The organism is Pseudomonas sp. P65(2024) (assembly GCF_057480955.1).
The window spans coordinates 237,385-262,259 of the sequence record NZ_JBLIYX010000001.1; the positions used below are offsets into that span (position 1 = coordinate 237,385).

The 24,875-nt window shown below is 65.0% G+C and carries 24 protein-coding genes and 2 pseudogenes; 13 read left to right on the forward strand and 13 right to left on the reverse strand.

What is annotated here, in order from left to right; all coding sequences use genetic code 11:
* Positions 1-191 precede the first annotated feature (191 nt).
* The 4 genes from AC25MA_RS01145 (at position 192) to AC25MA_RS01160 (ending at position 3,507) form a co-directional block, all read left to right on the forward strand.
* Positions 192-506 carry a helix-turn-helix domain-containing protein gene (locus tag AC25MA_RS01145; protein ID WP_028692676.1) on the forward strand — a complete coding sequence of 105 codons (315 nt, stop codon included), beginning with the start codon at positions 192-194 and terminating at the stop codon, positions 504-506.
* Between the two features lie 209 nt (positions 507-715).
* Positions 716-2,026: a C4-dicarboxylate transporter DctA gene (locus AC25MA_RS01150; protein WP_028692677.1), complete on the forward strand. Its 1,311-nt coding sequence runs from the start codon at positions 716-718 to the stop codon at positions 2,024-2,026.
* Between the two features lie 70 nt (positions 2,027-2,096).
* Positions 2,097-2,798 carry a FadR/GntR family transcriptional regulator gene (locus AC25MA_RS01155; RefSeq protein WP_028692678.1) on the forward strand — a complete coding sequence of 234 codons (702 nt, stop codon included), beginning with the start codon at positions 2,097-2,099 and terminating at the stop codon, positions 2,796-2,798.
* A 19-nt stretch (positions 2,799-2,817) separates the two neighbouring features.
* The gene (locus tag AC25MA_RS01160; protein ID WP_062359518.1) at positions 2,818-3,507 is read left to right on the forward strand and encodes a GntR family transcriptional regulator; all 690 of its coding nucleotides are present in this window, start codon (positions 2,818-2,820) and stop codon (positions 3,505-3,507) included.
* Here AC25MA_RS01160 and AC25MA_RS01165 read toward each other — a convergent pair.
* The gene (locus AC25MA_RS01165) at positions 3,404-4,069 is read right to left on the reverse strand and encodes an isochorismatase family protein (RefSeq protein WP_083242007.1); all 666 of its coding nucleotides are present in this window, start codon (positions 4,067-4,069) and stop codon (positions 3,404-3,406) included. The genes AC25MA_RS01160 and AC25MA_RS01165 overlap by 104 nt on opposite strands.
* Before the next feature lie 99 nt (positions 4,070-4,168).
* On the opposite strand from AC25MA_RS01165, the gene AC25MA_RS01170 reads away from it, so the two are divergent.
* Together AC25MA_RS01170 and AC25MA_RS01175 are read left to right on the forward strand one after the other, a co-directional pair.
* Positions 4,169-4,612, forward strand: coding sequence for a GNAT family N-acetyltransferase (locus AC25MA_RS01170; protein ID WP_463401777.1), 444 nt, complete (start codon positions 4,169-4,171; stop codon positions 4,610-4,612).
* 178 nt (positions 4,613-4,790) lie between these two features.
* Positions 4,791-5,768 carry a hypothetical protein gene (locus tag AC25MA_RS01175; RefSeq protein ID WP_182323783.1) on the forward strand — a complete coding sequence of 326 codons (978 nt, stop codon included), beginning with the start codon at positions 4,791-4,793 and terminating at the stop codon, positions 5,766-5,768.
* 29 nt (positions 5,769-5,797) lie between these two features.
* Here the strand turns inward: AC25MA_RS01175 and AC25MA_RS01180 are convergent, their stop codons facing one another.
* On the reverse strand, positions 5,798-6,226 hold the full coding sequence (locus AC25MA_RS01180) for a PACE efflux transporter (RefSeq protein ID WP_069016195.1): 429 nt from the start codon (positions 6,224-6,226) through the stop codon (positions 5,798-5,800).
* Positions 6,227-6,326: 100 nt separating this feature from the next.
* On the opposite strand from AC25MA_RS01180, the gene AC25MA_RS01185 reads away from it, so the two are divergent.
* Together AC25MA_RS01185 and mcpA are read left to right on the forward strand one after the other, a co-directional pair.
* On the forward strand, positions 6,327-7,205 hold the full coding sequence (locus tag AC25MA_RS01185; RefSeq protein ID WP_028692684.1) for a LysR family transcriptional regulator: 879 nt from the start codon (positions 6,327-6,329) through the stop codon (positions 7,203-7,205).
* A gap of 150 nt (positions 7,206-7,355) precedes the next feature.
* A complete protein-coding gene (mcpA, locus tag AC25MA_RS01190; protein ID WP_028692685.1) occupies positions 7,356-9,242 on the forward strand; it encodes a methyl-accepting chemotaxis protein McpA in 1,887 nt (628 codons plus the stop codon).
* Between the two features lie 135 nt (positions 9,243-9,377).
* On the opposite strand, the gene AC25MA_RS01195 is transcribed toward mcpA, so the two are convergent.
* Complete coding sequence (locus tag AC25MA_RS01195; protein ID WP_247283309.1) at positions 9,378-9,755, reverse strand: RidA family protein; 378 nt, start codon at positions 9,753-9,755, stop codon at positions 9,378-9,380.
* Between the two features lie 195 nt (positions 9,756-9,950).
* Between AC25MA_RS01195 and AC25MA_RS01200 the strand changes: the two genes are divergently transcribed.
* Positions 9,951-10,736 carry a sulfite exporter TauE/SafE family protein gene (locus AC25MA_RS01200; RefSeq protein ID WP_023630744.1) on the forward strand — a complete coding sequence of 262 codons (786 nt, stop codon included), beginning with the start codon at positions 9,951-9,953 and terminating at the stop codon, positions 10,734-10,736.
* Positions 10,737-10,947: 211 nt separating this feature from the next.
* Here the strand turns inward: AC25MA_RS01200 and AC25MA_RS01205 are convergent, their stop codons facing one another.
* Positions 10,948-11,988 (reverse strand): DUF1176 domain-containing protein, encoded by a 1,041-nt coding sequence (locus AC25MA_RS01205; RefSeq protein WP_486971692.1) that lies wholly within the window; start codon positions 11,986-11,988, stop codon positions 10,948-10,950.
* Positions 11,989-12,138: 150 nt separating this feature from the next.
* Between AC25MA_RS01205 and AC25MA_RS01210 the strand changes: the two genes are divergently transcribed.
* Positions 12,139-12,711 (forward strand): biliverdin-producing heme oxygenase, encoded by a 573-nt coding sequence (locus tag AC25MA_RS01210; RefSeq protein WP_028692687.1) that lies wholly within the window; start codon positions 12,139-12,141, stop codon positions 12,709-12,711.
* 18 nt (positions 12,712-12,729) lie between these two features.
* Here AC25MA_RS01210 and AC25MA_RS01215 read toward each other — a convergent pair whose 3' ends face one another.
* A complete protein-coding gene (locus AC25MA_RS01215) occupies positions 12,730-13,101 on the reverse strand; it encodes a hypothetical protein (protein ID WP_028692688.1) in 372 nt (123 codons plus the stop codon).
* 104 nt (positions 13,102-13,205) lie between these two features.
* On the opposite strand from AC25MA_RS01215, the pseudogene AC25MA_RS01220 reads away from it, so the two are divergent.
* Positions 13,206-13,407 (forward strand): annotated as a pseudogene (locus AC25MA_RS01220) (helix-turn-helix domain-containing protein); the annotation flags it as partial.
* Between the two features lie 35 nt (positions 13,408-13,442).
* Positions 13,443-13,892: a GNAT family N-acetyltransferase gene (locus AC25MA_RS01225; protein ID WP_069016198.1), complete on the forward strand. Its 450-nt coding sequence runs from the start codon at positions 13,443-13,445 to the stop codon at positions 13,890-13,892.
* Positions 13,893-13,940: 48 nt separating this feature from the next.
* On the opposite strand, the gene AC25MA_RS01230 is transcribed toward AC25MA_RS01225, so the two are convergent.
* Entirely contained in the window at positions 13,941-14,228 is a 288-nt protein-coding gene (locus AC25MA_RS01230) for a hypothetical protein (protein ID WP_036986696.1), read from the reverse strand.
* A 621-nt stretch (positions 14,229-14,849) separates the two neighbouring features.
* Here AC25MA_RS01230 and AC25MA_RS01235 point away from each other — a divergent pair.
* Entirely contained in the window at positions 14,850-16,790 is a 1,941-nt protein-coding gene (locus tag AC25MA_RS01235) for a methyl-accepting chemotaxis protein (protein ID WP_062359646.1), read from the forward strand.
* A 481-nt stretch (positions 16,791-17,271) separates the two neighbouring features.
* On the opposite strand, the pseudogene AC25MA_RS01240 reads toward AC25MA_RS01235, so the two are convergent.
* From AC25MA_RS01240 to AC25MA_RS01270, 7 genes and pseudogenes are all read right to left on the reverse strand, one after another.
* Positions 17,272-17,436 (reverse strand): annotated as a pseudogene (locus tag AC25MA_RS01240) (cell filamentation protein Fic); the annotation flags it as partial.
* 2 nt (positions 17,437-17,438) lie between these two features.
* The gene (locus AC25MA_RS01245; RefSeq protein WP_156329610.1) at positions 17,439-17,606 is read right to left on the reverse strand and encodes a YhfG family protein; all 168 of its coding nucleotides are present in this window, start codon (positions 17,604-17,606) and stop codon (positions 17,439-17,441) included.
* 73 nt (positions 17,607-17,679) lie between these two features.
* Complete coding sequence (locus AC25MA_RS01250; RefSeq protein WP_486971693.1) at positions 17,680-19,497, reverse strand: ABC transporter ATP-binding protein/permease; 1,818 nt, start codon at positions 19,495-19,497, stop codon at positions 17,680-17,682.
* Between the two features lie 145 nt (positions 19,498-19,642).
* The gene (locus AC25MA_RS01255; RefSeq protein WP_062574578.1) at positions 19,643-19,846 is read right to left on the reverse strand and encodes a formate dehydrogenase subunit delta; all 204 of its coding nucleotides are present in this window, start codon (positions 19,844-19,846) and stop codon (positions 19,643-19,645) included.
* Entirely contained in the window at positions 19,843-22,719 is a 2,877-nt protein-coding gene (gene fdhF, locus AC25MA_RS01260) for a formate dehydrogenase subunit alpha (RefSeq protein WP_486971694.1), read from the reverse strand. Before fdhF ends, AC25MA_RS01255 begins: the two co-directional genes overlap by 4 nt.
* Positions 22,716-24,260: a formate dehydrogenase beta subunit gene (locus tag AC25MA_RS01265; protein WP_486971695.1), complete on the reverse strand. Its 1,545-nt coding sequence runs from the start codon at positions 24,258-24,260 to the stop codon at positions 22,716-22,718. The genes fdhF and AC25MA_RS01265 overlap by 4 nt, the downstream gene beginning before the upstream one ends.
* Complete coding sequence (locus AC25MA_RS01270; protein ID WP_062574581.1) at positions 24,254-24,739, reverse strand: formate dehydrogenase subunit gamma; 486 nt, start codon at positions 24,737-24,739, stop codon at positions 24,254-24,256. Before AC25MA_RS01270 ends, AC25MA_RS01265 begins: the two co-directional genes overlap by 7 nt.
* Positions 24,740-24,875: the final 136 nt, after the last annotated feature.

The window sequence follows — 24,875 nt, forward strand, 5'->3', positions numbered from 1 at the left end:
ATGTCCGACAACGCTTGCACACGGGCCGGCAAATGGCCGGATCGCCTTGGACGACGACTTGAATGACTGATCAATCAAAGCGGCGAATTCTACGAATTCCATCACATTTTGCAAATAAAGGTGACGAATCATGGCGTTGCGCCATATCGACATATATCGTTAAGTGCTTGATTCTAAATGGGAATTGAGCGATGACGAGAACAGGTCTAGGTCCAGCCCTGCGCCGCTACCGCAAACTGGCGGGCCTCACTCAGGCGCAACTGGGCGAGCGAACCGGCTTCGACCCCAAGACCATCAGCCGCTTCGAGACCGGCACCTATACCCCCAGCGTCGAGTCGTTGGTGGGCTTCGCTGATGCCCTGGGGGTCAAGCCAAAAGTGTTCTTCAGCGACCCCGAAGACGAAGAAGAACAACGCGCCTACCTCTTCGGCGTGATCCATAACGCCCCCCCCAAGGACCTCGGCAAGCTGATCGCCGCCGTCGATCAGGTGTTGGCAAAGCCATGAAATCTCCCCCGGCACCACGCTAGAGCAGAAGCCGCGTCAGTGCACCTCAACTGGTAAGACCGGTAAGGCCAAAATCGCTTGCATTGTAGGAAATTTCGGAGTTTTATGGCTCGGCAGTGAACAAACCGGTAAGACCACAATAATTAAGTCCTGCGCTCTTTCGCTCCGTGTGGCTTGGGGGGCAAGGACACCGACCAGAGACTCCTCCCATGCTCAAATGGTGTTCGCGTTCGATCTTCCTCCAGGTTGTGCTCGGCCTTGCCCTCGGCATTGTCTGCGGTCTGAGCTTCCCCGACCTGTCCCTGCAACTCAAACCCCTGGGCGACGGCTTCATCAAGCTGATCAAGATGCTCATCGGCCTGATCGTGTTCTGCGTGGTGGTCAGCGGCATTTCCGGCGCCGGCGACCTGAAGAAGGTCGGGCGCATCGGCCTGAAATCGGTGATCTACTTCGAAGTGCTGACCACCCTGGCCCTGGTGATCGGCCTGGTGTTCGCCTTCTCCACCGGCATCGGCAGCGGCGCCAACATCCACCTCGACCAGCTGTCCAGCGCCGACGCTGGCGCCCTGGCCGAGCGCGGCGCGCACATCCACAACACCACCTCCTTCCTCATGGACCTGATCCCCACCTCGGTGGTGGGCGCCTTCGCCGACAACAACATCCTCCAGGTGCTGCTGTTCTCGGTGCTGTTTGGCAGCGCGCTGAACCTGGTGGGCGAGTCGGCCTCAGGCATTTCGCGGCTGATCAACGAGCTCAGCCACGTGATCTTCCGCATCATGGGCATGATCGTGCGCCTGGCGCCGATCGGCGTGTTCGGCGCCATCGCCTTCACCACCAGCAAGTACGGCCTGAGCTCGCTGCAGCACCTGGGCGGTCTGGTGGCGCTGTTCTACCTGACCTGCGCCGGTTTCGTGCTGATTGTCCTCGGCACGGTGATGCGCCTGTCGGGCCTGAAACTGCTGCCGTTCATCAAGTACCTGCGCGAGGAGCTGTCCATTGTCCTCGGCACCGCCTCCTCCGACGCCGTGCTGCCCCAAGTGATGCGCAAGCTCGAACACCTCGGCATCGGCAGCTCCACCGTCGGCCTGGTGATCCCCACCGGCTACTCGTTCAACCTCGATGGCTTCTCCATCTACCTGACCCTGGCCATCGTGTTCATCGCCAATGCCACCGGCACGCCGCTGGCGATGACCGACCTGCTGACCATTCTTCTGGTGTCCCTGGTGACTTCCAAAGGTGCCCACGGCATCCCAGGCTCGGCCCTGGTGATCCTTGCCGCCACCCTGACCGCGGTACCGGCGATTCCGGTGGTGGGCCTGGTGCTGGTACTGGCCGTGGACTGGTTCATGGGCATCGGCCGGGCGCTGACCAACCTGATCGGCAACTGCGTCGCCACCGTGGCCATCGCCCGCTGGGAGAAAGACATCGACCTGGAACGCGCCCACAACGTGCTGGCCAACAAGCCTGGCTTCGCCCCGATCACCCGCAAGCAGGGCCAACCCCATCAACAGGAATTCTAAGCCCAAGGCCGCCGGCGCCCAGCGCCGGCCGGCCAAGCGCAAAGATGCCGCGTCAACCAAGGAGCGAACCGTGATCAGCTCTTCGACCGTAGTCAATTCAGTGGTGGAGAAACTCCGCCAGGCCCTGGCCCGTGGCCAGTGGCGCAGCGGCGACATGCTGCCCGGCCAGCGCGAGCTGGCCGAACAACTGGGGATCAGCCGGCCAAGCCTGCGCGAGGCGGTGATTGTCCTGGAAACCCTGGGCCTGGTGCGCTCGATGCCCGGCAAGGGCGTGCTGGTGCTGGATGCCGACGTCACCCAGGCGCAGGAGGCGGACACCGTCGCCGAGGCCAGCCTGGCCGACGTGCTCGAGCTGCGCTACACCCTTGAACCCTTCATCGCCGGGCTGGTGGCGCAATCGGCCGGCAGCCAGGACATCGGCCAGCTGCGCCTGACCCTGATGGACATGCGCGAAGCCCTCGAGGCCGGTGACAGCGAGGCGGGGATCAACGCCTACATCACCTTCCACGAGGCGCTGTTCGCCCTGACCACCAACCCGATCTTCCAGAGCGTGGTGCAGCAGACCGGCAATGCCCTCAAGCAGAGCGCCGCCATGCTGCGCAACTCGCCCGAGCACCTGGCCGCGCGCCTGAGCGAGAACGAAGCGGTGGTGCGCGCCATCCGCGAACGCAACAGCGCCAAGGCCAGCCAGCAAATGCGCCAGCACATCCTCGCCGAGGGGCAGCGCATGGGCATTGCCCTGAACATCCCGGACGACCAACCAGGCACCTGAACAAAGAAGGAGAGCGACCATGACCGCCTGCGCCCCAGCCGCCCCCCGCCTGCCTGCCCTGCTCGGTGCCGGCGAGACCCGCCTGTCGGCGGAGCAGATCTATCCACGGCTGTTCGACGCCATCCTAGAACAGCGCCTGCCGCCCGGCAGCGCCCTGCCCGAGCAGGCGCTGGGCAATGCCTTCGGTGTCAGCCGCACGGTGATCCGCCGGGTGCTCGGGCGCCTGTCCGACCAGCAGGTGGTGGTGCAGCGCCCCAGCCATACCGCGCACCTGGCCGCGCCCGACCCCGAGCAGGCGCGCCAGGTACTCAGCGCCCGGCGCCTGGCCGAGACCACCTTGATCGGCCTGGCCACCCAGCGCGCCCGACCGGCGCAGATCCGCCAACTGCGCCAGCTGGTCGAGCGCGAGCGCCAGCACCATGAGCGCGGCGAACGCTGCACGGCGATCCGCCTCGGCGGCGAGTTCCACATGAAACTGGCGCAGATGGCCGCCAACGCACCACTGGCGCGCTTCCTCAACGGCCTGGTGCCGATGACCTCGCTGATCATCGCCCGCTATGAGTCACCATGCTGCGAGCACTGCGCGTGGCAGGAGCATGCGGCGATCATCGATGCGGTGGAAAGCGGCGACGGCGAGGCTGCGCTGGCGCTGATGCATGATCATCTGGACCGCCTTGAGGCCAAACTCGATCTGGATCCGACTGGCTGAATCGGGCGAACGCCACCGCCTCGACATCCGGCAGGACCACCACTTCATCACCCAACGACCATTCCGCCGCCCGCGCCGCCAAGGCGGCGGACACGCCGGGTGAACCGCCCGGGCCGGGCGGCACGTCGTACGTGGCGTGGGCATCGTGCGCCAGCAACACTTCGAAGCCCCGTTGCAGCGCGGCGCGGGCGGTGGCGGCCAGGCACATTTCCGAGAGCAGGCCGCACAGGGCCAGGCACTGGACACCCAATTCGTGCAGCAAGGCCTGCAGGCCAGTCTCGACGAAACCATCGTCCTCGGTCTTGAACAGCACGTACTCGCCACGACCCGCCGGAAAATACAACTGCCAGCCGGATGTGTGCGGGGCGTCCGGGGTGTCGGGCGCGCCGTCGTTCTGCAGGAAGATCACCGGCACGCCGGCCTGCCGCGCCCGCGCCAGCAGGCGGGCGATGCTCGCCTGCAGGGCGAGGTGACCGGGGACGGCGTCGGCCCCTTCCATGAACGCGCATTGCACGTCCACCAGCAACAGGGCCTCGGCCCGGGGGATCGGTTCAGCGGACATGCGATGTTCCAGGACGCGGGATGAAACGTCGAGCATAGCGCAGCACCAGGGCACGCCGTACCATACCCGTCGAATCATCACAGTGCCCCGGAGGCCAACATGCAGCACACTATCGCGACAGCGGGCGCGGAACACTTCGATCGGCTGGCCGATCTGTGGGAAGCCGCGGTACGGGCGACCCATGATTTTCTTCCCGACGGCTACATCGAGCGCCTGCGTCCGCTGGTGCGCGAGCAGTACCTGGGCTTTGTCGAGCTGCGTGCCTGGCGTGACCAGGAAGGCCATATCCGGGGGTTTGCCGGGGTGCATGACGGCAAGCTGGAAATGCTCTTCGTCGACCCCGCCTGCCGCGGCCAGGGCATCGGCAAGGCGCTGCTGGCCAGCGTGGTCGAGGAGCTGGGCGTGCGTGAGGTGGACGTCAATGAACAGAACCCGCAGGCGGTGGGGTTCTACCTGAAACAGGGGTTCGTTCAGGTCGGCCGCTCCCAGGTGGATGGTCAGGGCGATCCGTACCCATTGCTGCACTTGAAGCTGGAGGGGTGAGCATGTCATTCACGCCTGCAAAGGGGGCCGCTCTGCGGCCCATCGCGGTGCAAGCCCGCTCCCACAGGTACTGCGTGGCGGTCCCTGTGGAAGCGGGCTTGGCCAAGACAAACCTATACTTCGGGTAATCACCCAGCCTCTCGCCAAGGGGGCAATCCGCGTGAAATCAATCCTCGTGATGTTTGCGCTCTGCCTCCTGCTGGCCCTCGCCGGCTGCGCCGGCAAACGTCCCCCGGCCCCGCCACCCCCGCAGAATCTGCCCCCCGCCGCCTGGCAACGCATCGACCAGGACATCATCGAAGCTTCGGTCGCCGCAGCGGACTCGGCCAACGACTACGCCCGGCGCTCCATGCGTGTGTGGAAGGAGCAGGTACAGCAGCGTACCGAGAACGATTTCATACCCTGGTTCACCGGCTACTGGACCCAGCAATGGCTCACGCTCAAGGTGGCCTGGTACACGATGAACAGCGGCAACGGCAACGAGCCGCCAGAGAAGCGCCTGGGCCTGTACCTACAAGCGCAATACCGCGAACGGGTGATCGACCCGGTGGCCGAGCAGATCAACCCCGAGGGCATCCGCGACCGCGCCAGCGAGCTGTATCTGCAACTGCTCGGCCAGCAGCTGGCGGCGATCATCCAGCGCTACAACGCGCCGCCCGAGCAGTTCAGCCAACGCCTGAACCGCATCCCGATCATCGCCCTGGGGCCGCCGGACGCACGCAACGCGTCGCTCTATCAACTGCTGCGGGCCAAGTCGCTGGACCAGCAACCGGCCTGGCAATCCCTGCGCCAGCACCTGCACCAGCAGGCCGCCAAGGCCCCCGGGCAGACCGAGGCAGGGCTGTCGTCGGTGGCCACCCAGGCCAGCGAAAAACTCGGCGCCACCCTGGCCCCGCGCGGCGCCGCCAGCGCGATCGCGGCGGCGGTGGGCAAGGCGGCGGGGGCGTTGATCTCGGTGGCGGCAACCGGCTACGGCATCATCACCCATGACCGCGAACAGCCGCAGATGGTCGAGCAACTGCGGGTGATCCTCAATGTGGCGCTGAACCAGGAATGGCAGGAGCTGATGGAGAACCGCCAGAGCGGGGCCATGGCCGGGGTGTACTACCTGTCGGGGCAGGTGGAGGACAGTTTGCTCGGCTACCGATCCCCCTGAAGCGAAGTCGACGCGCGCCTGCAAAAGGCTCAGGCCGTCGCCATTGCCGAGGTCGGCAAGCCAAAAATCCGGTCGAACGCCCAGTTGTAGAGGAACGTGTAGCACGGCACCAGGATGATGAACGCCAGGTCCACCAGCAACGCCTCAAGCAGCGTCATGTCCAGCCACCAGGCGATCAGCGGGATCAAGTACACCACCAGGGTCAGTTGGAAGCCGATGGCATGCGCCACTCGTCGGCCCAGGCTGCGGCCGCGCTTGGCCTGGCGGCTCTCCCAGCGCTCGAACAAGGTGTTGTAGATGAGGTTCCAGAGCATGGCGATGGTGGTGATCATCACCGCCAGGGGCCCGGTGTGCGAAGCCTGGGTGTCGGACAGGTAGGCCAGGCCCAGGGTCGACATGCACAGGCCGATCAGTTCATAGAAGGTCACGTAGACCAGTTTGCGTTTGAGTCCTTGCACGAAGTTACCTTGCTGCGGGTATGACGAAGGCGCGCAGGATGAATCAATAAATTTGACAGGAAAAGTAAGTAGCCTTCAGATTTGCTGAAAGGAGACTGCCATGAACTTTTCCAGCGATACCATCCTGCTGTTCCTTGCCGTGCTCGACCGCGGCTCGTTTTCCGCCGCCGCGCGGGCCCTCGGCCGCGTGCCTTCGGCGGTGAGCATGGCTATCGGCAACCTCGAGGCGGAGCTTGGTTACCCGTTGTTCGAACGCGGCTCGCGCGAGGCGCGCCCGACCGCGCAGGCCCAGGCCCTGGAACCCCATGCCCGACTGATTGCCGAACAGCTCGGGCTGCTGGAGGTGCACGCGCTGGAGCTGTCGCGTGGGCTCGAAAGCAGCCTGGCCATCGCCGTGGTCCCGGACATCGACCAGCGCCCGTTGCTCGAAGCCATTACTCGCCTTGGCGAACGCTATCCGCTGCTGGACATCGAACTGCTCGCCGCGCCCCAGGAAGAGGCCCTGCAGTTGCTCGACAGTGGCCGCGCCGGCCTGTGCCTGGCCTTCGCCGGATTGCAGGTGGATCCGCGGCGCAGCTTCCAGCACATCGCCATCGAATCGCTGGTGGCCACGCTGTCGCCGCAGCACCCCGCCCTGCGTGAAGGGCGCATCCGTCACCTTGAAGACCTGGTAAACCTGCGACAGATCCTGGTACGCAGCCGCGACCTGCCACTGTCCGACCCGCGCTCGCTGATCGGCACCTCGCACTGGCGCACCGACAGCCTGGACCTTGCCGTGCAGATGGTCGAGGCGGGGCTGGGCTGGGGTGATTTGCCCCTGTCACGGGTCGCACCGCTGATCGACGCCGGGCGCCTGGTGCGCCTGGAATTCCACAACACCCGCAACGAACTGCAACTGCCGGTGAATGCCTTCTGGCTCAAGCAGCAACCCCTCGGCCAGGCGGCCAGGATGTTGGTGAGCCTGTTGGCTTCGAAATGATTTGTCACCCTGTTAGGGCAATTGCGCCAAGCATTGCGACATTTAGTCTTTCAACATTTTTCAGACTCGGCCGATAGCGTTGCAACAGGCTCCGCCATCCGTGCCACAAGCACGCGGCGCCCTCCTTTCACTGGCTCAAGGTCTCGAAACATGAACCTGAAATTCCGCCACAAGATCCTGCTCAGTGCCTGCGCCGTCGTCGTACTGGCCTTCGCGCTGTTCACCCTCTACAACGACTACCTGCAACGCAACACCATCCGCCAGAACATCGAGTCCTCGGTGCGCCAGGCCGGCGCGCAGACCGCCAGCAGCGTGCAGAACTGGATGAGCGGCCGCATTCTGGTACTGGAGAACCTGGCCCAGGACATCGCCCAGCAGGGTGCCGGCAGCAACGTGCCGGGCCTGGTCGACCAACCGTCGTACACCAGCAACTTCCAGTTCACCTATTTCGGCCAGAACACCGGCCTGTTCACCCAGCGCCCCGACGCCAAGATGCCCGATGGCTATGACCCGCGTCAGCGCCCCTGGTACACCCAGGCCGTGGCCGCCAACCAGACCATGCTGACCCCGCCCTACATGGCGGCGGTAGGTGGTCTGGTGGTGACCATCGCCATGCCGGTCAAGGCCAAGGGTAGCGGCGAGCTGATCGGTGTGGTCGGCGGTGACCTGAGCCTGAACACCCTGGTCGACATCATCAACGCCGTCGACTTCGGCGGCATCGGCCACGCCTTCCTGGTCGACCGCAATGGCCAGGTGATCGTCAGCCCGGACAAGGACCGGGTGATGAAGAACCTCAAGGACATCTACCCGGGCTCGCCGCTGCGCGTGGAAACCGGCATTCAGGAAGTGAGCCTCGACGGCAAGGAGCGCATCATCTCCTTCGCCCCGGTCGACGGCCTGCCGTCGGCGCAGTGGTACATCGGCCTGTCGATCGACAAGGAAAAAGCCTACGCCCCGCTGAGCCAGTTCCGCACCTCGGCCATCATCGCCATGCTCATCGCCGTGGCGGTCATCGCCGGCCTGCTCGGCCTGCTGATCCCGGTGCTGATGCGCCCGCTGACCACCATGGGCCGCGCCATGCAGGACATCGCCGAAGGCGAAGGTGATCTGACCCGCCGCCTGACTGTCGAGCAGAAGGACGAGTTCGGCGAGCTGGCCATCTCGTTCAACCGTTTCGTCGAGCGTATCCACGCCTCAATCAGCGAAGTGTCCTCGGCCACCCGCCTGGTGCATGACCTGTCGGAAAAGGTCGTGGTCGCCTCCAACGCCTCGCTCACCGGCTCCGAAGAGCAGAGCATGCGCACCAACAGCGTCGCTGCCGCCATCAACGAACTGGGCGCCGCCACCCAGGAAATCGCCCGCAACGCCGCCGATGCCTCGCAACACGCCAGTGGCGCCAGCGAACAGGCCAACGGTGGCCGCCAGGTGGTCGAAGAGGCCATCAGCGCCATGACCGCCCTGTCCGAGCGCATCAGCGAGTCCTGCGAGCAGATCGAGACCCTCAACGCCAGCACCGACGAGATCGGCAAGATCCTCGACGTGATCAAGGGCATCTCCCAGCAGACCAATCTGCTGGCGCTCAACGCCGCCATCGAGGCCGCCCGTGCCGGTGAGGCCGGCCGTGGCTTCGCCGTGGTCGCCGACGAAGTGCGCAACCTGGCCCACCGCACCCAGGAGTCGGCCGAAGAGATCCACCGCATGATCACCAGCCTGCAGGTCGGCTCGCGCGAGGCGGTGCACACCATGAACACCAGTCAGGTCTCCAGCGAAGAGACCGTGCAGGTGGCCAACGAGGCCGGTGAGCGCCTGGCCAGCGTCACCCAGCGCATCGGCGAGATCGACGGCATGAACCAGTCGGTGGCCACCGCCACCGAAGAGCAGACCGCCGTGGTCGAGAGCCTGAACCTGGACATCACCCAGATCAACGCGCTGAACCAGCAAGGGGTGGAGAATCTCAACGAAACCCTGCGCCACTGCGACGCCCTGAGCCAGCAGGCCGGGCGCCTGAAGCAACTGGTCGGCAGCTTCCGTATCTAAGGCGTGCTCTTCGCCGACAAGCCGGCTCCTACTGCAGGAGCCGGCTTGTCGGCGAGCCGGCCGCTCAGGCCACCTCAATCTCCCCTGCCCCGCCGCATCAGCCCATCGTCCTGACCGCCTAGGACGGTGCCGCTGTCATTCCTGCCCGACGAAGGCCTGCACCTCGATCTCCACATCCACGCCCAGGGCCAACGCCGAGGCCACCGTGGAGCGAACCGGCAACGCCGCGCCGAAGAACGTCTTGTACACCTCGTTGAAACCCGCGAAATGACTCATGTCCGACAGCCATACGGTGCACTTCACCACCTGGTCGAAGCGCGCCCCGCAGGCCGCCAGGCTCTCGCCGATCCGCTCGCAGGCCGCGCGGGTCTGTTCCTGAATATCGCCCTTGACCACCTCGCCGGCCGCACTCATCGGAATCTGCCCGGAGAGGAACAGGAACCCTCCAGCCTTCACCGCACGTGAAAATGGAAACGGCAGGCTGCTGGGAAAACGCTGGATGTCATTGCTCATGGAACACTCCTTTCAGGGTTGGTTGGAACGTGCCGCCGGACAGCGCGCGAACTCATCGAGATTGCAGCACGCCCGTCGCACATCTTGAACAGGCCAGCGGTTATAACCTAATAACGAACAAGTCTATTTGGCTATAAAAAAACCTATATGCTGGCAAGCATCCGATCACGGGCAAGCTGGGCAGTCGAGTAGCGTATGGATGTAGGTTCTTTCGGTTTCACCATTGCGGGCCTGGTTGTGGGCTTCATCGTCGGCATGACCGGCGTCGGCGGCGGTTCGCTGATGACCCCGATCCTGCTGTGGTTCGGCATCAACCCGGCCACCGCCGTGGGCACCGACCTGCTCTATGCCGCCATCACCAAGGCCAGTGGCGTCTGGGTGCATGGCCGCAACAAGAACATCGACTGGAAGATCACCGGCTGGCTGAGCCTGGGCAGCGTGCCCGCCGCCGCCCTCACCCTGTGGTTCCTCAGCACCCTGCACACCGATACCTCGGCGCTGAACGCCATCATCAAGCAAGGCCTGGCGGTGGTGCTGATCCTCACCGCCCTGGCGATCCTGTTCAAATCGCGCCTGCAGGCGTTCGCCAGCAAGCATGCCGGCGATCACTACCACCTCAGCGACCGCACCCTGAACATCCTCACCGTGATCACCGGTGTGGTGCTGGGCGTGATGGTCACCCTGACCTCCATCGGTGCCGGCGCGCTGGGGACCGTGGCGCTGTTCCTGCTGTACCCGTTCCTGGTCACCCGCCGTCTGGTCGGCACCGAGATCGCCCACGCCGTGCCATTGACCCTGGTGGCTGGCCTCGGTCATGCCGGCATGGGCAACATGGACTGGTCACTGCTGGGCTACCTGCTGCTGGGTTCGCTGCCGGGGATCTACCTGGGCAGCCACCTGACCGGGCGCATCTCTGACCGCGTGCTGCGGCCTTGCCTGGCGACCATGCTGCTGCTGATCGGCTACAAGCTGGCGTTCTGAACCACACCTCGCGCCCTTCTGAGCGGCCTTGCCGAGGCGTCGGACCGGTCGGAAAGGGCCGCAGAGCGGCCCCGGAAATATCAGCTTGATGCGCAGATCTGGGGGCGCTTTCAGCCTGCGCGGCCAGTGGCGCCATGAGCGCCAGCAGCAGTGCCGCACGGTAGTGTTTCATCCATTGCATGGTGTTGCCCCGGACGTCCCTTTCACGCTTTCAGCCTTCGCTGCGCCATAGTACCGGCCAACTGTCAGTGCCCACTTCGGCGCACCGGTCCATCCGCGCCAACCTGACCAGGCGCATGCGCATGCCGTCGTAGCGCCAGCTTTCCTCGACCCCGCAACTGCCGGGATAGTCGTCCTTGGCATAGCTGTGGAGCTCGCCTTTTTTGGGGTAGAACTCGATGGCATCGCGCATCCGGCTGATCAGCACCGGGCTGGACGGTGCCTCGAACTCAAGCGGCCCAAGGGTGTAAGGCGCCTTACGCGACACCTTGTACAACGCGTAGAGGCAATGGAAGTCGTTGCAGTTGTAGCTGAGCAACGCCAGGGCGTGCTGGCCGTCCAGGGCGTGCAGCTCAAGCTTGGGAGCGACATCGTATTCGTTCTTCAACTGGTCTTCGGCGGCCGCCTTGGCCATCACTACCGGGTTGATGCCCGCCAGTTCCTGCTCGCTAAGCGGCGTTGCTGCCACAAAGGCCGGCCCCTTGGGCTTGGCCGGGATGGGCAACTGGGTGTCGGCGACGCTGTCACCGGGTCGCATCAGCGCGCTGTAGTGACCGACCCGGCCCTGCACCGCATCCATCAGCAGCAAGACGGCGCTCAGGCCCTGCAGCGAACTCACGCGCTCCCCTGGCCGGGTGTCGTCCACCAGGCGCTGGCCGTTACGCAATTGCCGCAACACGGCGTAGGCATCGGCGCCCTCCAGTTCCAGGGTGGTCTCGACGCCACGGGTCATGCGCCAGGGGGCGACCAGCAGTTGGCCGTCGAGCAGGGGTTCGCCCGACCAATCGGTGCTGCCCACCAGGGTCAGGTGCAGGTTGCCCCAGGCGCCCGCCTCGCGCTGCACCAGCATGCCCACCCGCATCTTCTCCGGATGATCGGCCAGCACCGCCGTGCAGAAACGCGTGTTGTCGCAGCCCACCACCCAGTCCTTGATCTCCCGGTACACCGGTACCGGCTCTGGCTCCGCCGCGCCGACCAGGCCCGGTAGCAACGCCAGCCCCAGGGCCAGCCAGTTCCTTGTTGTAGCGCGCATCGTGCTGCATTCCTGTCTTAGCCGTGAAAGCCCCACTCCAGAGGCGGCGCAATGATTCCACAGATCAAATGCCAGGTGCGGAAAATCGGCAGTGGTGATTGCGCCATGGGATCTGGCAGTATCGGTGGCGTCCTGTTCAGAGCCTGCGCCATGTCCGCTACCGTCAGCCCGCTGTTGCTTGCCTTGCGCGAGGGTACCCGCGCCTGCCACGAAGGGCTGGAGGCGCGCCTGCCGTTCTTCAGCGAAGGTTTCGACCGGGCGGCCTATGCGCGCCTGCTCGGGGCCTACCATGGCTTCCACGCGCCGCTGGATACCTTGCTGGCCGAGTACCAGGGCACCGAACGCAACAAGACACCCGCCTTGTCACGCGACCTGGGCGCCCTGGCCATCGATGTCGAATCGCTGCCCTTGTGCCACACCCTGCCTCGTATCGACGACGAAGCCAGCGCACTCGGCGTGATGTATGTACTGGAAGGCTCCACCCTGGGCGGCCAGGTACTCAAGCGTGCCATGGCTGAACGCCTGGGGATCGACGCCGACAACGGCGGTGCGTTTCTCGATGTCTACGGCCCGCAGACCGGCGTACGCTGGCGCAGCTTCCTCGATCGACTGGCTGGCGCCGATCCGGAGCCTGCCGCTCAGGCCCGGACGGTAAAGGCAGCGGTCGAGACCTTCACCTGCTTCGAACGATGGCTCGAAGAGCGACGCGTGCTGGTCTGCTGATCCTCTGCGCTTGGCCACTCACCTGCGGCACCTGTTCAACAGCGATGTCACCGTGGGCGTCATGCTGATCGCCGCCCCGCACAAACCAGCGCATAGCAGCGCGAAGCCCAGCGCCCGCAACGGGTGCAAGGTATTGAAGAACGCCAACACCAAAAGCACCAGCAACAACGCCAGCGCGTAGCGAATTGACGCTCTTGGAATGGCCACCATCAGCAGGTTGAAGAGCACGAAGGCGTAGAACACCATCATCGTCGCCAAGCCGGCGCTGACGCCTCGCGCCATGGGCGGGCCAACATGCTGCCGATAGAAATCGAAGCCCTGGCTCAAGAGGAAGGGAAACGCCACACAGGCCAATGCGTGCAGCAGGAAACGGGAAAGCAACGGCAACATTCGTCCTTGATCCTGGAGCCGGCCGCAGGGCCGTGAGTGAGGAAAGCGGATGCTAATGGCCTGAATGGACGCCAGCAAGCCGCAGCATTGGCTGGCAACCCCTCGTGACCGAAGCCGCAGAGTCCCGGAGCAAGACCGGTTTGTCCCAGCTGAAGTTCGCCGAGCTGCTCGGCGTCTGCGTACGTACATTGCAAGAGTGGGGAACCACGCCGGCGCACGCCTTCGGGAGCTGCACATACGCTACTGCATATCGCATCTGTACGGCCGGATGTGTTTCATGAAATCCTGCAGGATCGCCCCACATAGCAAGGGCGCTGGACAGCCTGATAGCGAGCCCCGACATGAACGTCATTGCCTGTGATCTGCACCACCTGGACGCCGCCGCGGACCTCTTCAACCAGTACCGGATGTTCTACCAGGAGGCGGATGACCTTCCCGCTTCCCGCACGTTCCTCAAGGCCAACCTCGAAACCGGCAACTCGCGTATCTACCTGCTGCTGGACGCCGACGGCCAGGCCATCGCCTTTGCCCAGCTGTACCCGGCCACCTGTTCGCTGGCGATGAAGCGCTTCTACTGGCTGTATGACCTGTTCGTTGCCCCGCACGCCCGCAGGGGCGGTCATGCCCGCTTCCTGATGCAGCAACTGACCGATATATTCCAGGCCGAGGGCGCGCAGCGGTTGAGCCTGGACACCGCCCGAACCAACCTCGCCGCCCAGGCGCTGTATGAATCGCTGGGGTATGTGGCCGAGCAGGACTTCGTGACCTATCACAAGATGCTCGATCACTGACGGGCAGGTGCAGGGTCGGGCCGCACAGGCGGCCCTCGCTGCCATCGACTATCCCCGCTCTATCCCATCCAGCACAGCCGACGCCAAGGCCAGCCCTTTCTCCAGGGAGTTCTCCGTCGCCACCAGCAGGCTGCGCAGAGGTTCGCTGGCTTTTTCCAGGGCCATGGCATTGGTTTCGTAGGCCGCCTGCAAGGCCGCCACCGCGCACACCAGCGCATCCTCACCATCAATGCCGGCATGCACCGAGAACATCGGTGGATGGGCGTCGTGGCATGTGCCGAAATGGGCATGGGCCGTGGTGGGGCGGGAGGTTCGAGGGGTCGTATCGAGGGTCATGGGCGAACCTCCCGGGGCAAGGCGCGGGGTGGATCGGGCACGATTTTCAGCATGGTTCAGCACTCCTGTACCGTCATGGGAAAACTGCCTGAATCCGCTTGCACTCGAATAGGTGGCAGCTATACGCAGGTGTGCAAGACCGAGGGTACAGGAACTCGGCAGGCCCAAGGGCCTCCCACGCATAGCCGCCATTAGAGGGCCAGAACCGCAGACTGCCGGCAAGGCCCAAAAGCGCTTTCGCGTTGTACCTGTACGGGCTTGCACACCCGGTCGTTGAATCAGCAACGACAGGGCGAGACTAAGGAATGCGACTGGCCAGAACAACAGCTGAAAGGCCGTAAAAGCATGCTTGGGAAACGTCCTACGTGAAATAGGGAAAGTCTTAGTAATCCGCTTGAAACAACTGTCCTGGCCTCATCGCGGGGCAAGCCCGCTCCCACGCGTCTCATCCTATTTGCCCTGCTACTTGCCCTGAAAGTCAGGACAATTTCTAATTTTCCTGTACACGAAACATCTACTAAAGGTTTATATTCCGCCCGCCGAAACAGAAAAGGTAGCAAGTGGCCACCACTTCATCGAAGTGGCCATGTACACCCTTCACTCTCACGGATGGGCGTCACCATGAAAATAAAAAACAAACTGATCCTGGCCTTCGTACTGGTGGCCTTCATCCCGGTGGCGTTGGTTGGCGGGATCTCGGTGTTGAACATCCGCAGCGAGGCGGTGGACCAGTTCCTCGACGGCAGCACCCGGGAAATCCGCCAGATCGACGGCAACATGCGCCAGTTCTTCGATGGCACGCTGCAGAACGTCGATCAAATGGCCAAGGATCCTGTATACACCTCGGTCACCTCGCTCAAGGACTACACCGGCGCCGACGCCGCCAACCAGCCGATGCCCGAGGCCGCGCAGCGGGTGATCGACGCCTTCGCCCGCTACGGCACCACCCACCCGGCGGCGGCGATCCTGTCCATCGGCCTCGAGGACGGCAGCTACGCCAAATGGCCGGACGACCCGCAACTGGCCAAGTACGACCCACGCACCCGCCCCTGGTACAAGGCCGCCATGGCCAGCCCGGACAAGACCGTGCGCACCACCGCTTACTACTACGACAAGGACGATGTAGCCCTGGTCGGCACCGCCCGGGCGCTGCTCGATGAGGCCGGCAAGGCCAAGGGCGTGTTCGTGGTCAGCGTGTCGCTGAAGAACCTCACCGAGCTGGTCAAGAGCATCAAGCTGGGCGACAGCGGCTACGTGATGCTGATCGAGGACGGCACCGTGCTGGTCGACCCGCGCAACGCCAGCCACGGTTTCAAGCAGCTCAAGGAGCTCGGCGCGCCCTACGCGCAACTGGCCGCCACCACCCAGGGTTCCACCGAGGTGGTGATCGACGGCGTGCGCTACATGGCCAACGTATGGACCTCACCGGGCCTGGGCTGGCGCTTCGTCGGCCTGATCGAATACGACGAGGTAATGGCCGCGGCGACGCGCATGACCTATGTCACTGCGCTGATCGTGATAGTGCTGGCTCTGGTCTTCGCCCTGGTCGCCGCAGCGTTCTCGCGGGTGATCGTCAAGCCGATCGGCCAGGTCAGCATCGGCCTGCAGTCGATCGCCGAGGGTGAAGGCGACCTGCGCCGCGACCTGCAGGTCCTGGGCAAGGACGAAACCGCCGAACTGGCCGGCTGGTTCAACAAGTTTCTCGCCGCCATTCGCCAGCTGATCCAGCGCATCGGCGCAGCCTCGACCAACCTGCATGAAGCCTCGCGCAGCAACAGCGAGATGGCCGGCAACATGAACGAGGCCGCCGGGCGCCAGCGCGAGGCGGTGGAGCTGGTGTCCACCGCGTTCAACGAGATGGTCGCCACCGCCAACGAAGTGGCGCGCTCATGCAGCAGCGCCGCCGACGCCGCCGAGCATGGCCATCGCCGGGTGGCCGAGGGCAAGCAGCAGATAGAGGCGACCACCGACAACGTCAATCGCCTGGGCCGGCGCCTGAGCGAATCGTCCCAGGCCATGGTCGAGCTGGAAGAAGGCAGCCGCAGCATCAACCAGATCCTCGGCACCATCCGCGCCATCGCCGAGCAGACCAACCTGCTGGCGCTCAACGCCGCCATCGAGGCGGCCCGGGCCGGCGACCAGGGCCGTGGTTTTGCCGTGGTGGCGGACGAGGTGCGGGCGCTGGCCAAGCGCACCGCCGACTCCACCGGCGAGATCGACCAGTTGCTCAACACCCTCGGCGGCAAGACCCAGGAGGTCTCGCAAAAGATGGAAAGCTGCCTGGACCTGTCGCGCGCCAGCGTGTCGTCGATCGAGAGCGCGCGGGACAGTTTCGAGGGCATCCAGCTCTCGGTGAACGAGATCCGCGACCAGAACCTGCAGATCTCCGCCGCAGCCGAGGAGCAGCACAGCGTGGCCGAGGAAATCAACCGGCATATCCAGCAGATCTACGACGAGGCACGGCTGGTGGAGGGGCTGGCCAGTTCCGCCCAGGCCGACTCCGGCAGGTTGGCGCAGTTGTCGGATGAGTTGAATGGGCTGGTGGGGCGCTTCAAGTCGTGACTTTTGGCTTGAGCCTGTACGCGGGCCCTGTAGGAGCGGCCTTGTGTCGCGAAAGGGCTGCGCAGCAGCCCCAGGATTTCAGCGTTGATGCAAAGATTGCCGGGGCCGCTTTGCGGCCCTTTCCGACCGGTCCGACGCCTCGGCAAGGCCGCTCCACAGAACTTGCGCATGGCTCGACTACAGTGAACTTGACGCCATCCTCGAGAGCACCATGCCCAACCAATGAATACGGTTTGTATTCAGGCGCCCTCTACGCATCAACGCAGGGCGTTCACTGTTCCCTAACTTTCAATCTTAACCGTTAAGCGAAAAGTGCACCGAAACGTGTACAGATTTATTTTCCCTACTCTAATTTCGACCTACCCTGCCTGACAGCTAGATCCCTACGCTCCAGGAACCGAATGTAAACAGCTCGCGGAAATCGGACTTCACTTGATTGCCGACAAACCCAGGGATTGGTGAAAAATACGCTCCAGCGCCGAAGATCATAGGGTGGCAGACTGAATTCGATCTCGCTCGCGGCCAACTCGGAGAAGTCCCGCTCGGCCCTGCACAGCTCCTCGTCATCATGAATACCGAGCCGATTGCGCAAAACCGAGGTGCCGGCATAGCAATATGCATCCTGCCCGACCCCGTATTTATCCAACGTCAGCTCTGCTTACGGTATTTACGCAGCAGTTCCTCCCGGGTGGGAAGCTCTCGCTCAGCCGCGTCCGGCGACACGGTGAACCCCTCTAGCCGCAGGCTGGCCACATAGTTAGAGCGACGTGTCTTGGCACAGTAAGCCTTCTTGGTTTCCAGGCTGATCCCTTTCACCTTTACACACCTTGATGGGTGAACACATCGCGATTATAGCGGATCGAAAGAAGCATCGTGCTACGTATAGACGCTAGGCAGGCACCTCCGTCGCAGGCTGCTGCTCCAGCAACGACCATCCCCCCTGCCCGTCCACCTCCAGCCGATGGGAATGGAACCCCGCCAGGGTGCTGCGGTGCCCGACACTGACCAGCAGCGTCGCCGGCAGCTCCGCGCGCAGCAGCGAATACAGCGCATGTTCCAGCCCTTCGTCCATCGCCGAGGTGGACTCGTCGAGGAACACCACCTGTGGCCGGTTGAACAGCACCCGGGAGAACGCCAGGCGCTGCTGTTCGCCCAGCGACAAGATCCGCGACCAGTCGCGCTGCTCGTCCAGCCGTTCGGCCAGATGAGCGAGGTTGACCTGGCGCAGGGCCTGCTGCATGCGCGCATCGTCCCCGGGCGCACCCTGTGCCGGGTAGGCGATGGCGGTGCGCAAGTCGCCCAGCGGCAGGTACGGGCGCTGCGAGAGGAACAGTGCCTGCGTCCCCAACGGCCGCCTGACCTCACCCTCGGCATAAGGCCACAGGCCCGCCAGGGCACGCAGCAAGGTGGTCTTGCCGCTGCCCGATGGTCCTTTGATCAGCAGCGCCTGGCCGCTGTGCAAATTCAGGTCGAGATCGGCGATCAGCGCGCGGCCGTCGGGGCGACGCACCTGCAAGCCCTGAATCCCCAATGCGTGTTCCTGATCCACGCTAACTACGCGCGGCAACTCGCTGGCCTGCTGGTTGGCATCGAGGAAACCGGTCAGACGGTCGAGGGTGGCGCGGTACTGGGCGAAGGTGTCGTAGGACTCACGGAAGAACGACAGCGAATCCTGCACCTGGCCAAACGCCTGGGCGGTCTGCATCACATCACCGAGCTTGATCGCGCCGCTGAAGAAGCGCGGCGCCTGGAGGATGAACGGAAACACCACCGCCACCTGGCTGACGCCCAGGTTGAAGCCGCTGAACTTGAGGTTCCGGAACACCAGCGCCCAAGCGTTGCCGATCAACGCGAAGAAGCGCCCGAGCAAGGTGCCCCGCTCCACCTGCGCGCCCTGGTAGAAGGCAATGTTCTCGGCGTTCTCACGCAGGCGCATCAAGGCGTAACGGAAGTTGGCGGTGAGTTTCTCGTTAAGGAAGTTCAGGCGGATCAGCGGCTGGCCAAGGCGAAAAGCAATCCAGGTGGCGATCAGCACATAGACATACACGGCGAACACCATCGCCCGGGGGACTTCGATGCCGGCCACCGCCAGCGGCGCCGACAGGCTCCAGAGAATGCCGGTGAAGGCCACCAGCGACACCAGCGCGCTCACCGCCCCCAGCGCCAGCGAGACGGAGCCGGTGACGAAGGCGTTCACATCCAGTTCGATACGCTGGTCGGGGTTGTCCACCGGCTCGGCGAGGAACTGCCCACGGTAGTAGGCATCGCCGTGCATCCAGTCGGCGGTCAGGCGCTCGGTGAGCCACACCCGCCAGCGGATGTTGAACGCCTGGGTGACGTAGAAGGCGAACAGCGAGCGCAGCACATGAATGGTCGCCAGTACCGCGAACACCCCGAGCAGGTACCAGAACGCGGTCTGGTCCAGTGCCTGCAAGGCGCTGTAGAAGCCGTTGTACCAGAACGAGAACAGCACGTTCAGGCGCACCGCGAACAGCGTCAGGACCAGCAGCAGCGCAAAAGCAAACAAGGGCCGCCAACTGCGGCGCAAGCTGAAATAAGGTCCGGCCAGTTGCCAGAACTGAGCCCCCCAGCGGGTGTAGCGCACAGCCAGCAAGGCGGTAATCGTGAAGCAGACAAGGGTGACCAACGAGGCGATTGCCAGCCAACTCAGGCTCTCTTGCAGGGCCTGGTGCCAGTTCATGTCCATGGTGAGATTCCGTGACGGTGTTTTCGCGAGCGTAGCACCGGCCCAGGATTAACCTTGTAAGAATGAAGGACATTTCATCTTGAATCTATACCGCCCCTTCGCTGGCAAGCCGGCGAAGGGGCGGTACAGGCAGCACTCGGAACGCCTAGCCCAATGCTTCCCTTACCTTCGGGTCCAACCCCTCCCCTGCATGGGCCTCGCTCCACGCCTGCAACTGCCGGCGCATCGCCGGCGTCCAGAAGCTCTGCAGGTGCTGCCTCACCCCCTGCACCGCCTTGGTGTGATCCGGTTCGCTGTCGAAGTAATGGGCGATCTGGTTGGCCATCTTCACCAGGTTGTCGCTGCTCATCGACGCACCTCCGCCGTTTCCGCTTGCCGGCGCTCCTTGAGCAAGCGCCGCTGCTCGTCACTGAAGCGCTGGTAGCGCTTCTGCCACTCCGACGGCTCGAACATCTTGGCCACCTCCACCGCAGTGACCTTGTATTCCGGGCAATTGGTAGCCCAGTCGGAGTTGTCGGTAGTGATCACGTTGGCGCCGGACTCAGGGAAGTGGAAGGTGGTGTACACCACCCCCGGCGCCACCCGTCCGCTGACCCGGGCACGCAGCACGCTCTGCCCGGAGCGGCTGCCGATACCTACCCAGTCACCGTCGCAAATACCTCGACTCTCGGCATCGCTGGGGTGGATCTCCAGACGATCCTCGTCATGCCAGGCGACGTTTTCGGTGCGCCGGGTCTGCGCGCCGACGTTGTACTGGCTGAGGATGCGCCCGGTGGTCAGCAGCAGCGGGTAGCGGCTGTTGACCTTCTCGTCGGTGGGCACGTAGCCGGTGAGCATGAAGCGCCCCTTGCCGCGTACGAACTGGTTGATGTGCATGGTCGGCGTGCCGTCGGGCGCGGCGTCGTTGCACGGCCATTGCAGGCTGCCGTGACGGTCGAGCTCGGCATAGCTGACCCGGCGGAAGGTTGGGGTCAGGCGGGCGATCTCGTCCATGATCTCGGAGGGATGACGGTATTGCATGGAGTAACCCAAGGCACCGGCCAGGGCCACGGTGGCCTCCCAGTCGGCCTTGCCGGCCAGCGGCTCCATCACCTTGCGCACCCGCGAGATGCGCCGCTCGGCATTGGTGAAGGTGCCGTCCTTCTCCAGGAACGAGCTGCCCGGTAGGAACACATGGGCGAACTTGGCGGTCTCGTTGAGGAAGATGTCCTGCACCACCACGCACTCCATCGCCAGCAACGCGGCGGTGACGTGCTGGGTGTTGGGATCGCTCTGGGCGATGTCCTCGCCCTGGCAGTACAGCGCCTTGAAGCTGCCGTCCAGCGCGGCCTCGAACATGTTGGGAATGCGCAGCCCCGGATCGGGCTGCAAGGTCACGCCCCAGGCCTGCTCGAACTCGGCACGCACGCTTTCGTTGGAGATATGCCGGTAGCCGGGCAGCTCGTGGGGGAACGAGCCCATGTCGCACGAACCCTGCACGTTGTTCTGCCCGCGCAGCGGGTTGACCCCCACCCCTTCGCGGCCAATGTTACCGGTGGCCATGGCCAGGTTGGCGATGCCCATCACCGCGGTGCTGCCCTGGCTGTGCTCGGTCACACCCAGGCCGTAGTAGATCGCCGCGTTGCCGCCGGTGGCGTAAAGCCGGGCGGCGGCGCGGATCTGCTCGGGGGGCACGCCGCACACCGGGCCGAGCACTTCAGGGGCGTTGTCGGGCTGGGCGACGAAATCGCGCCAGCGGGCGAAGTCCTCGGGCTCGCAGCGGGCATCGACGAAACGCTGGGCCAGCAGCCCTTCGGTGACGATCACATGGGCCAGGGCGTTGAGCATGGCCACGTTGGTGCCCGGTCGCAGCTGCAGGTGCAGCTCGGCGCGGGCGTGGGGCGAATCGACCAGGTCGATGCGGCGCGGGTCGATGACGATCAACCGGGCACCCTGGCGCAGGCGACGCTTGAGCTGCGAGCCGAACACCGGGTGCGCGTCGGTGGGATTGGCGCCGATCACCAGCACCACGTCGGCCTGCATCACCGAGTCGAAGCTCTGGGTACCGGCGGACTCGCCCAGGGTCTGCTTCAGGCCATAGCCGGTCGGCGAATGGCAGACCCGCGCGCAGGTGTCGACGTTGTTGTTGCCGAAGGCCGTGCGCACCAGCTTCTGCACCAGGTACGCCTCTTCGTTGGTGCAGCGGCTGGAGGTGATGCCACCAATGGAATCGCGCCCGTACTTGAGCTGGATCCGCCGGAACTCGCTGGCGGCATAGGTGACCGCTTCGTCCCAGCTGACCTCCTGCCACGGGTCTTCCAGGCGCTTGCGAATCATCGGCTTGGTGATGCGGTCCGGGTGGGTCGCGTAGCCCCAGGCGAAACGCCCCTTGACGCAGGCATGGCCATGGTTGGCGCCGCCATTCTTGTCCGGGACCATGCGCACCAACTGGTCGCCCTTCATCTCGGCGCGGAACGAGCAACCCACGCCGCAATAGGCGCAGGTGGTGATCACTGCCCGCTCGGGCTGGCCGAGCCGGACCAGGCTCTTCTCGCTCAGGGTGGCTGTCGGGCAGGCCTGCACGCAGGCGCCGCAGGACACGCATTCGGAACTGAGGAAATCGTCGCCGCCGGCCGCCGCTACCCGCGAATCAAAGCCACGCCCGGTGATGGTAAGGGCGAAGGTGCCCTGGATCTCCTCGCAGGCGCGCACGCAGCGGTTGCAGACAATGCACTTGCTCGGCTCGTAGTCGAAGTACGGGTTGGACACATCCTTCTGTTCGGCCAGGTGATTGGCGCCGTCATAGCCGTAGCGCACCTCGCGCAGGCCGACCTGGCCGGCGACGGTCTGCAGCTCGCAGTTGCCGTTGGCCGAGCAGGTCAGGCAGTCCAGCGGGTGATCGGAGATGTACAGCTCCATCACGTTGCGCCGCAGGTCGGCCAGGTGCGGCGTCTGAGTGCGCACCACCATGCCCTCGCTGACCGGCGTGGTGCACGAGGCCGGGTAGCCGCGCATGCCGTCGATCTCGACCATGCACATACGGCACGAGCCGAAGGCCTCGAGGCTGTCGGTGGCGCACAGTTTGGGAATGCTGGTGCCGAGCATGGCGGCGGCGCGCATCACCGAGGTGCCGGCGGGCACGCTGATCGAACGGCCATCGATGACCAGGCTGACCTGCACCTCGCTGACCCGTTCCGGGGTGCCCAGGTCTATGTCGTTGCGGGGATCGAAGTAGTTGATCATTGCGCGGCCTCCAGGCCGAAATCGGCGGGGAAGTGCTTGAGGGCGCTGACCACGGGGTACGGGGTCATCCCGCCCATGGCGCACAGCGAGCCGTACTGCATCGTGTCGCACAGGTCGCGCAGCAGGCCGGCCTGGCTGGCGCGGTAGGCCGGATCGGTACTGGCGATCAGGCGGTCGACCACCTCCACGCCGCGGGTCGAACCGATCCGGCACGGCGTGCACTTGCCGCAGGATTCCTCGGCGCAGAACTGCAGGGCGAAACGGGCCATGCCCGCCATGTTCAGGGTGTCGTCGGCCAGCACCACGCCACCGTGGCCGAGCATCGCGCCCAGGGCGGCGAAGGCCTCGTAGTCCAGCGGGGTGTCGAACTGCGCGGGCGGTACCCAGGCGCCCAGCGGGCCGCCGACCTGCGCCGCCTTGATCGGCCGACCACTGGCGGTGCCGCCGCCGTAGCCTTCCACCAGCTCGCGCAGGGTCAGGCCGAAGGCGCGTTCCACCAAGCCGCCATGGCGGACGTTGCCGGCCAGCTGGAACGGCAAGGTGCCCGTCGAGCGGCCCATGCCGAAATCGCGGTAAAACGCCGCGCCCCTGGCCAGGATGATCGGCACCGAGGCCAGGGTGAGCACGTTGTGCACCAGCGTCGGCTGGCCGAACAGGCCTTCGAGCGCCGGCAGCGGCGGCTTGGCCCGGACGATGCCACGCTTGCCCTCAAGGGATTCGAGCAGCGCGGTTTCCTCACCGCAGATGTACGCGCCCGCCCCCACCCGCACCTGCAGGTCGAAGGCCACGCCGTTGCCGGCGACATCCAGATACCCGGCCTCGCGGGCCAGCAGGATGGCTTCGTTCAAGGTCCGCACGGCATCCGGGTATTCCGAGCGTACATAGATGTAGCCCTTGCTCGCCCCCACGGCGAGGCCGGCGATGATCATGCCCTCGATCAGCAGGAGCGGATCGCCCTCCATCAGCATGCGGTCGGCGAAGGTGCCGGAGTCGCCTTCGTCGGCATTGCACACCACGTATTTCTGCCCGGCCGGCGCCTGGCGCACGGTGCGCCACTTGATGCCCGCCGGAAACGCCGCGCCACCCCTGCCGCGCAGCCCGGAGTCGAGCACCGCGGCGACCACTTCATCGCCGTCCAGCAGCGTGGCCTGGCGCAGGCCTTCGAAGCCGCCGTTGGCGTGATAGTCGTCCAGCGACAGCGGCCGGGTGATGCCGGCGCGGGCGAACAGCAGGCGCTGCTGGGACTTCAGGTAGGGAATCGCTTCGACCGGCCCCAACGCCAAGGCATGGCTGCCGGGATCGCCTGCCAGGGCGTCGAGCAGCCCGGGCACATCCTCAGGGGTGACCGGCCCGAAGCCCACGCGGCCTTGGGCGGTGTCCAGCTCCACCAGCGGCTCCAGCCAGTACAGGCCACGGGAGCTGGTGCGCTTGATATGCAGCGGCAGGCGCCGCTGCGTGGCTTCGCGGGTAAACGCCTCGGCCACCTCGTCGGCACCGACGGCGCGGGCCAGCGAATCGCAGGAGATGCACAGGTTCAGCATGCCTTCACCTCCTCACGGCAAGCGTCCACCAGCGCTCGCAGGCGTTCGGGGGTGACGCGGGCGTACAGCCGGCCATCAAGCTCCAGGGCCGGCGAGCAGGCGCAGGCACCCAGGCAATACACCGGGCGCAGGTCGAGCGCGCCATCCTCGGTGCGACCGAGATCATCCAGCCCGAGCTGCTCGCGCAACTGCGCGGCCAAAGCCTCGGCGCCACGGCTCTGGCAGGATTCGGCGCGACACAGGCGCAGGGTATGGCGGGCCGCCGGCGTGGTGCGAAAATCGTGGTAGAAGCTTATTACCCCGCGCACCTCGGCCTGGCTGAGGTTGAGCGCGTGGGCTATCTCGGCGACGGCGCTGTCGGGGATGTAGCCGGCGCCGGCCTGGATGGCGTGGAGGATCGGCAACAGGGCGCCGGCGGTATCCTGCTCACGGGCCAGGACGCGTTGGATCAGGGGCAGGTGGTTCAAGTCATCAGGCATACAGCAGACCTCGGCATCCCGGGGCAGCCCGTTGGCGGGCGGCGGTCCGGCGGTGTTCAGCTGTGGTGCGCGGGCCAGCTCACGGTGGCGGCAGGCCGGGCACCTTCCTTGTCCATGGCCGGGCGTCTAGCTGCGC

Coding starts and splice junctions, on each gene's coding strand:
- AC25MA_RS01150 (WP_028692677.1), top strand. CDS start 716: ATGCTCAAATGGTGTTCGCGTTCGATCTTCCTCCAGGTTGTGCTCGGC.
- AC25MA_RS01205 (WP_486971692.1), bottom strand. CDS start 11,988: ATGCGCGCTACAACAAGGAACTGGCTGGCCCTGGGGCTGGCGTTGCTA.
- AC25MA_RS01195 (WP_247283309.1), bottom strand. CDS start 9,755: ATGAGCAATGACATCCAGCGTTTTCCCAGCAGCCTGCCGTTTCCATTT.
- mcpA (WP_028692685.1), top strand. CDS start 7,356: ATGAACCTGAAATTCCGCCACAAGATCCTGCTCAGTGCCTGCGCCGTC.
- AC25MA_RS01145 (WP_028692676.1), top strand. CDS start 192: ATGACGAGAACAGGTCTAGGTCCAGCCCTGCGCCGCTACCGCAAACTG.
- AC25MA_RS01215 (WP_028692688.1), bottom strand. CDS start 13,101: ATGTTGCCGTTGCTTTCCCGTTTCCTGCTGCACGCATTGGCCTGTGTG.
- AC25MA_RS01160 (WP_062359518.1), top strand. CDS start 2,818: ATGACCGCCTGCGCCCCAGCCGCCCCCCGCCTGCCTGCCCTGCTCGGT.
- AC25MA_RS01200 (WP_023630744.1), top strand. CDS start 9,951: ATGGATGTAGGTTCTTTCGGTTTCACCATTGCGGGCCTGGTTGTGGGC.
- AC25MA_RS01230 (WP_036986696.1), bottom strand. CDS start 14,228: ATGACCCTCGATACGACCCCTCGAACCTCCCGCCCCACCACGGCCCAT.
- AC25MA_RS01170 (WP_463401777.1), top strand. CDS start 4,169: ATGCAGCACACTATCGCGACAGCGGGCGCGGAACACTTCGATCGGCTG.
- AC25MA_RS01250 (WP_486971693.1), bottom strand. CDS start 19,497: ATGGACATGAACTGGCACCAGGCCCTGCAAGAGAGCCTGAGTTGGCTG.
- AC25MA_RS01175 (WP_182323783.1), top strand. CDS start 4,791: ATGTTTGCGCTCTGCCTCCTGCTGGCCCTCGCCGGCTGCGCCGGCAAA.
- AC25MA_RS01165 (WP_083242007.1), bottom strand. CDS start 4,069: ATGTCCGCTGAACCGATCCCCCGGGCCGAGGCCCTGTTGCTGGTGGAC.
- AC25MA_RS01225 (WP_069016198.1), top strand. CDS start 13,443: ATGAACGTCATTGCCTGTGATCTGCACCACCTGGACGCCGCCGCGGAC.
- AC25MA_RS01270 (WP_062574581.1), bottom strand. CDS start 24,739: ATGCCTGATGACTTGAACCACCTGCCCCTGATCCAACGCGTCCTGGCC.
- AC25MA_RS01235 (WP_062359646.1), top strand. CDS start 14,850: ATGAAAATAAAAAACAAACTGATCCTGGCCTTCGTACTGGTGGCCTTC.
- AC25MA_RS01185 (WP_028692684.1), top strand. CDS start 6,327: ATGAACTTTTCCAGCGATACCATCCTGCTGTTCCTTGCCGTGCTCGAC.
- fdhF (WP_486971694.1), bottom strand. CDS start 22,719: ATGATCAACTACTTCGATCCCCGCAACGACATAGACCTGGGCACCCCG.
- AC25MA_RS01265 (WP_486971695.1), bottom strand. CDS start 24,260: ATGCTGAACCTGTGCATCTCCTGCGATTCGCTGGCCCGCGCCGTCGGT.
- AC25MA_RS01255 (WP_062574578.1), bottom strand. CDS start 19,846: ATGAGCAGCGACAACCTGGTGAAGATGGCCAACCAGATCGCCCATTAC.
- AC25MA_RS01210 (WP_028692687.1), top strand. CDS start 12,139: ATGTCCGCTACCGTCAGCCCGCTGTTGCTTGCCTTGCGCGAGGGTACC.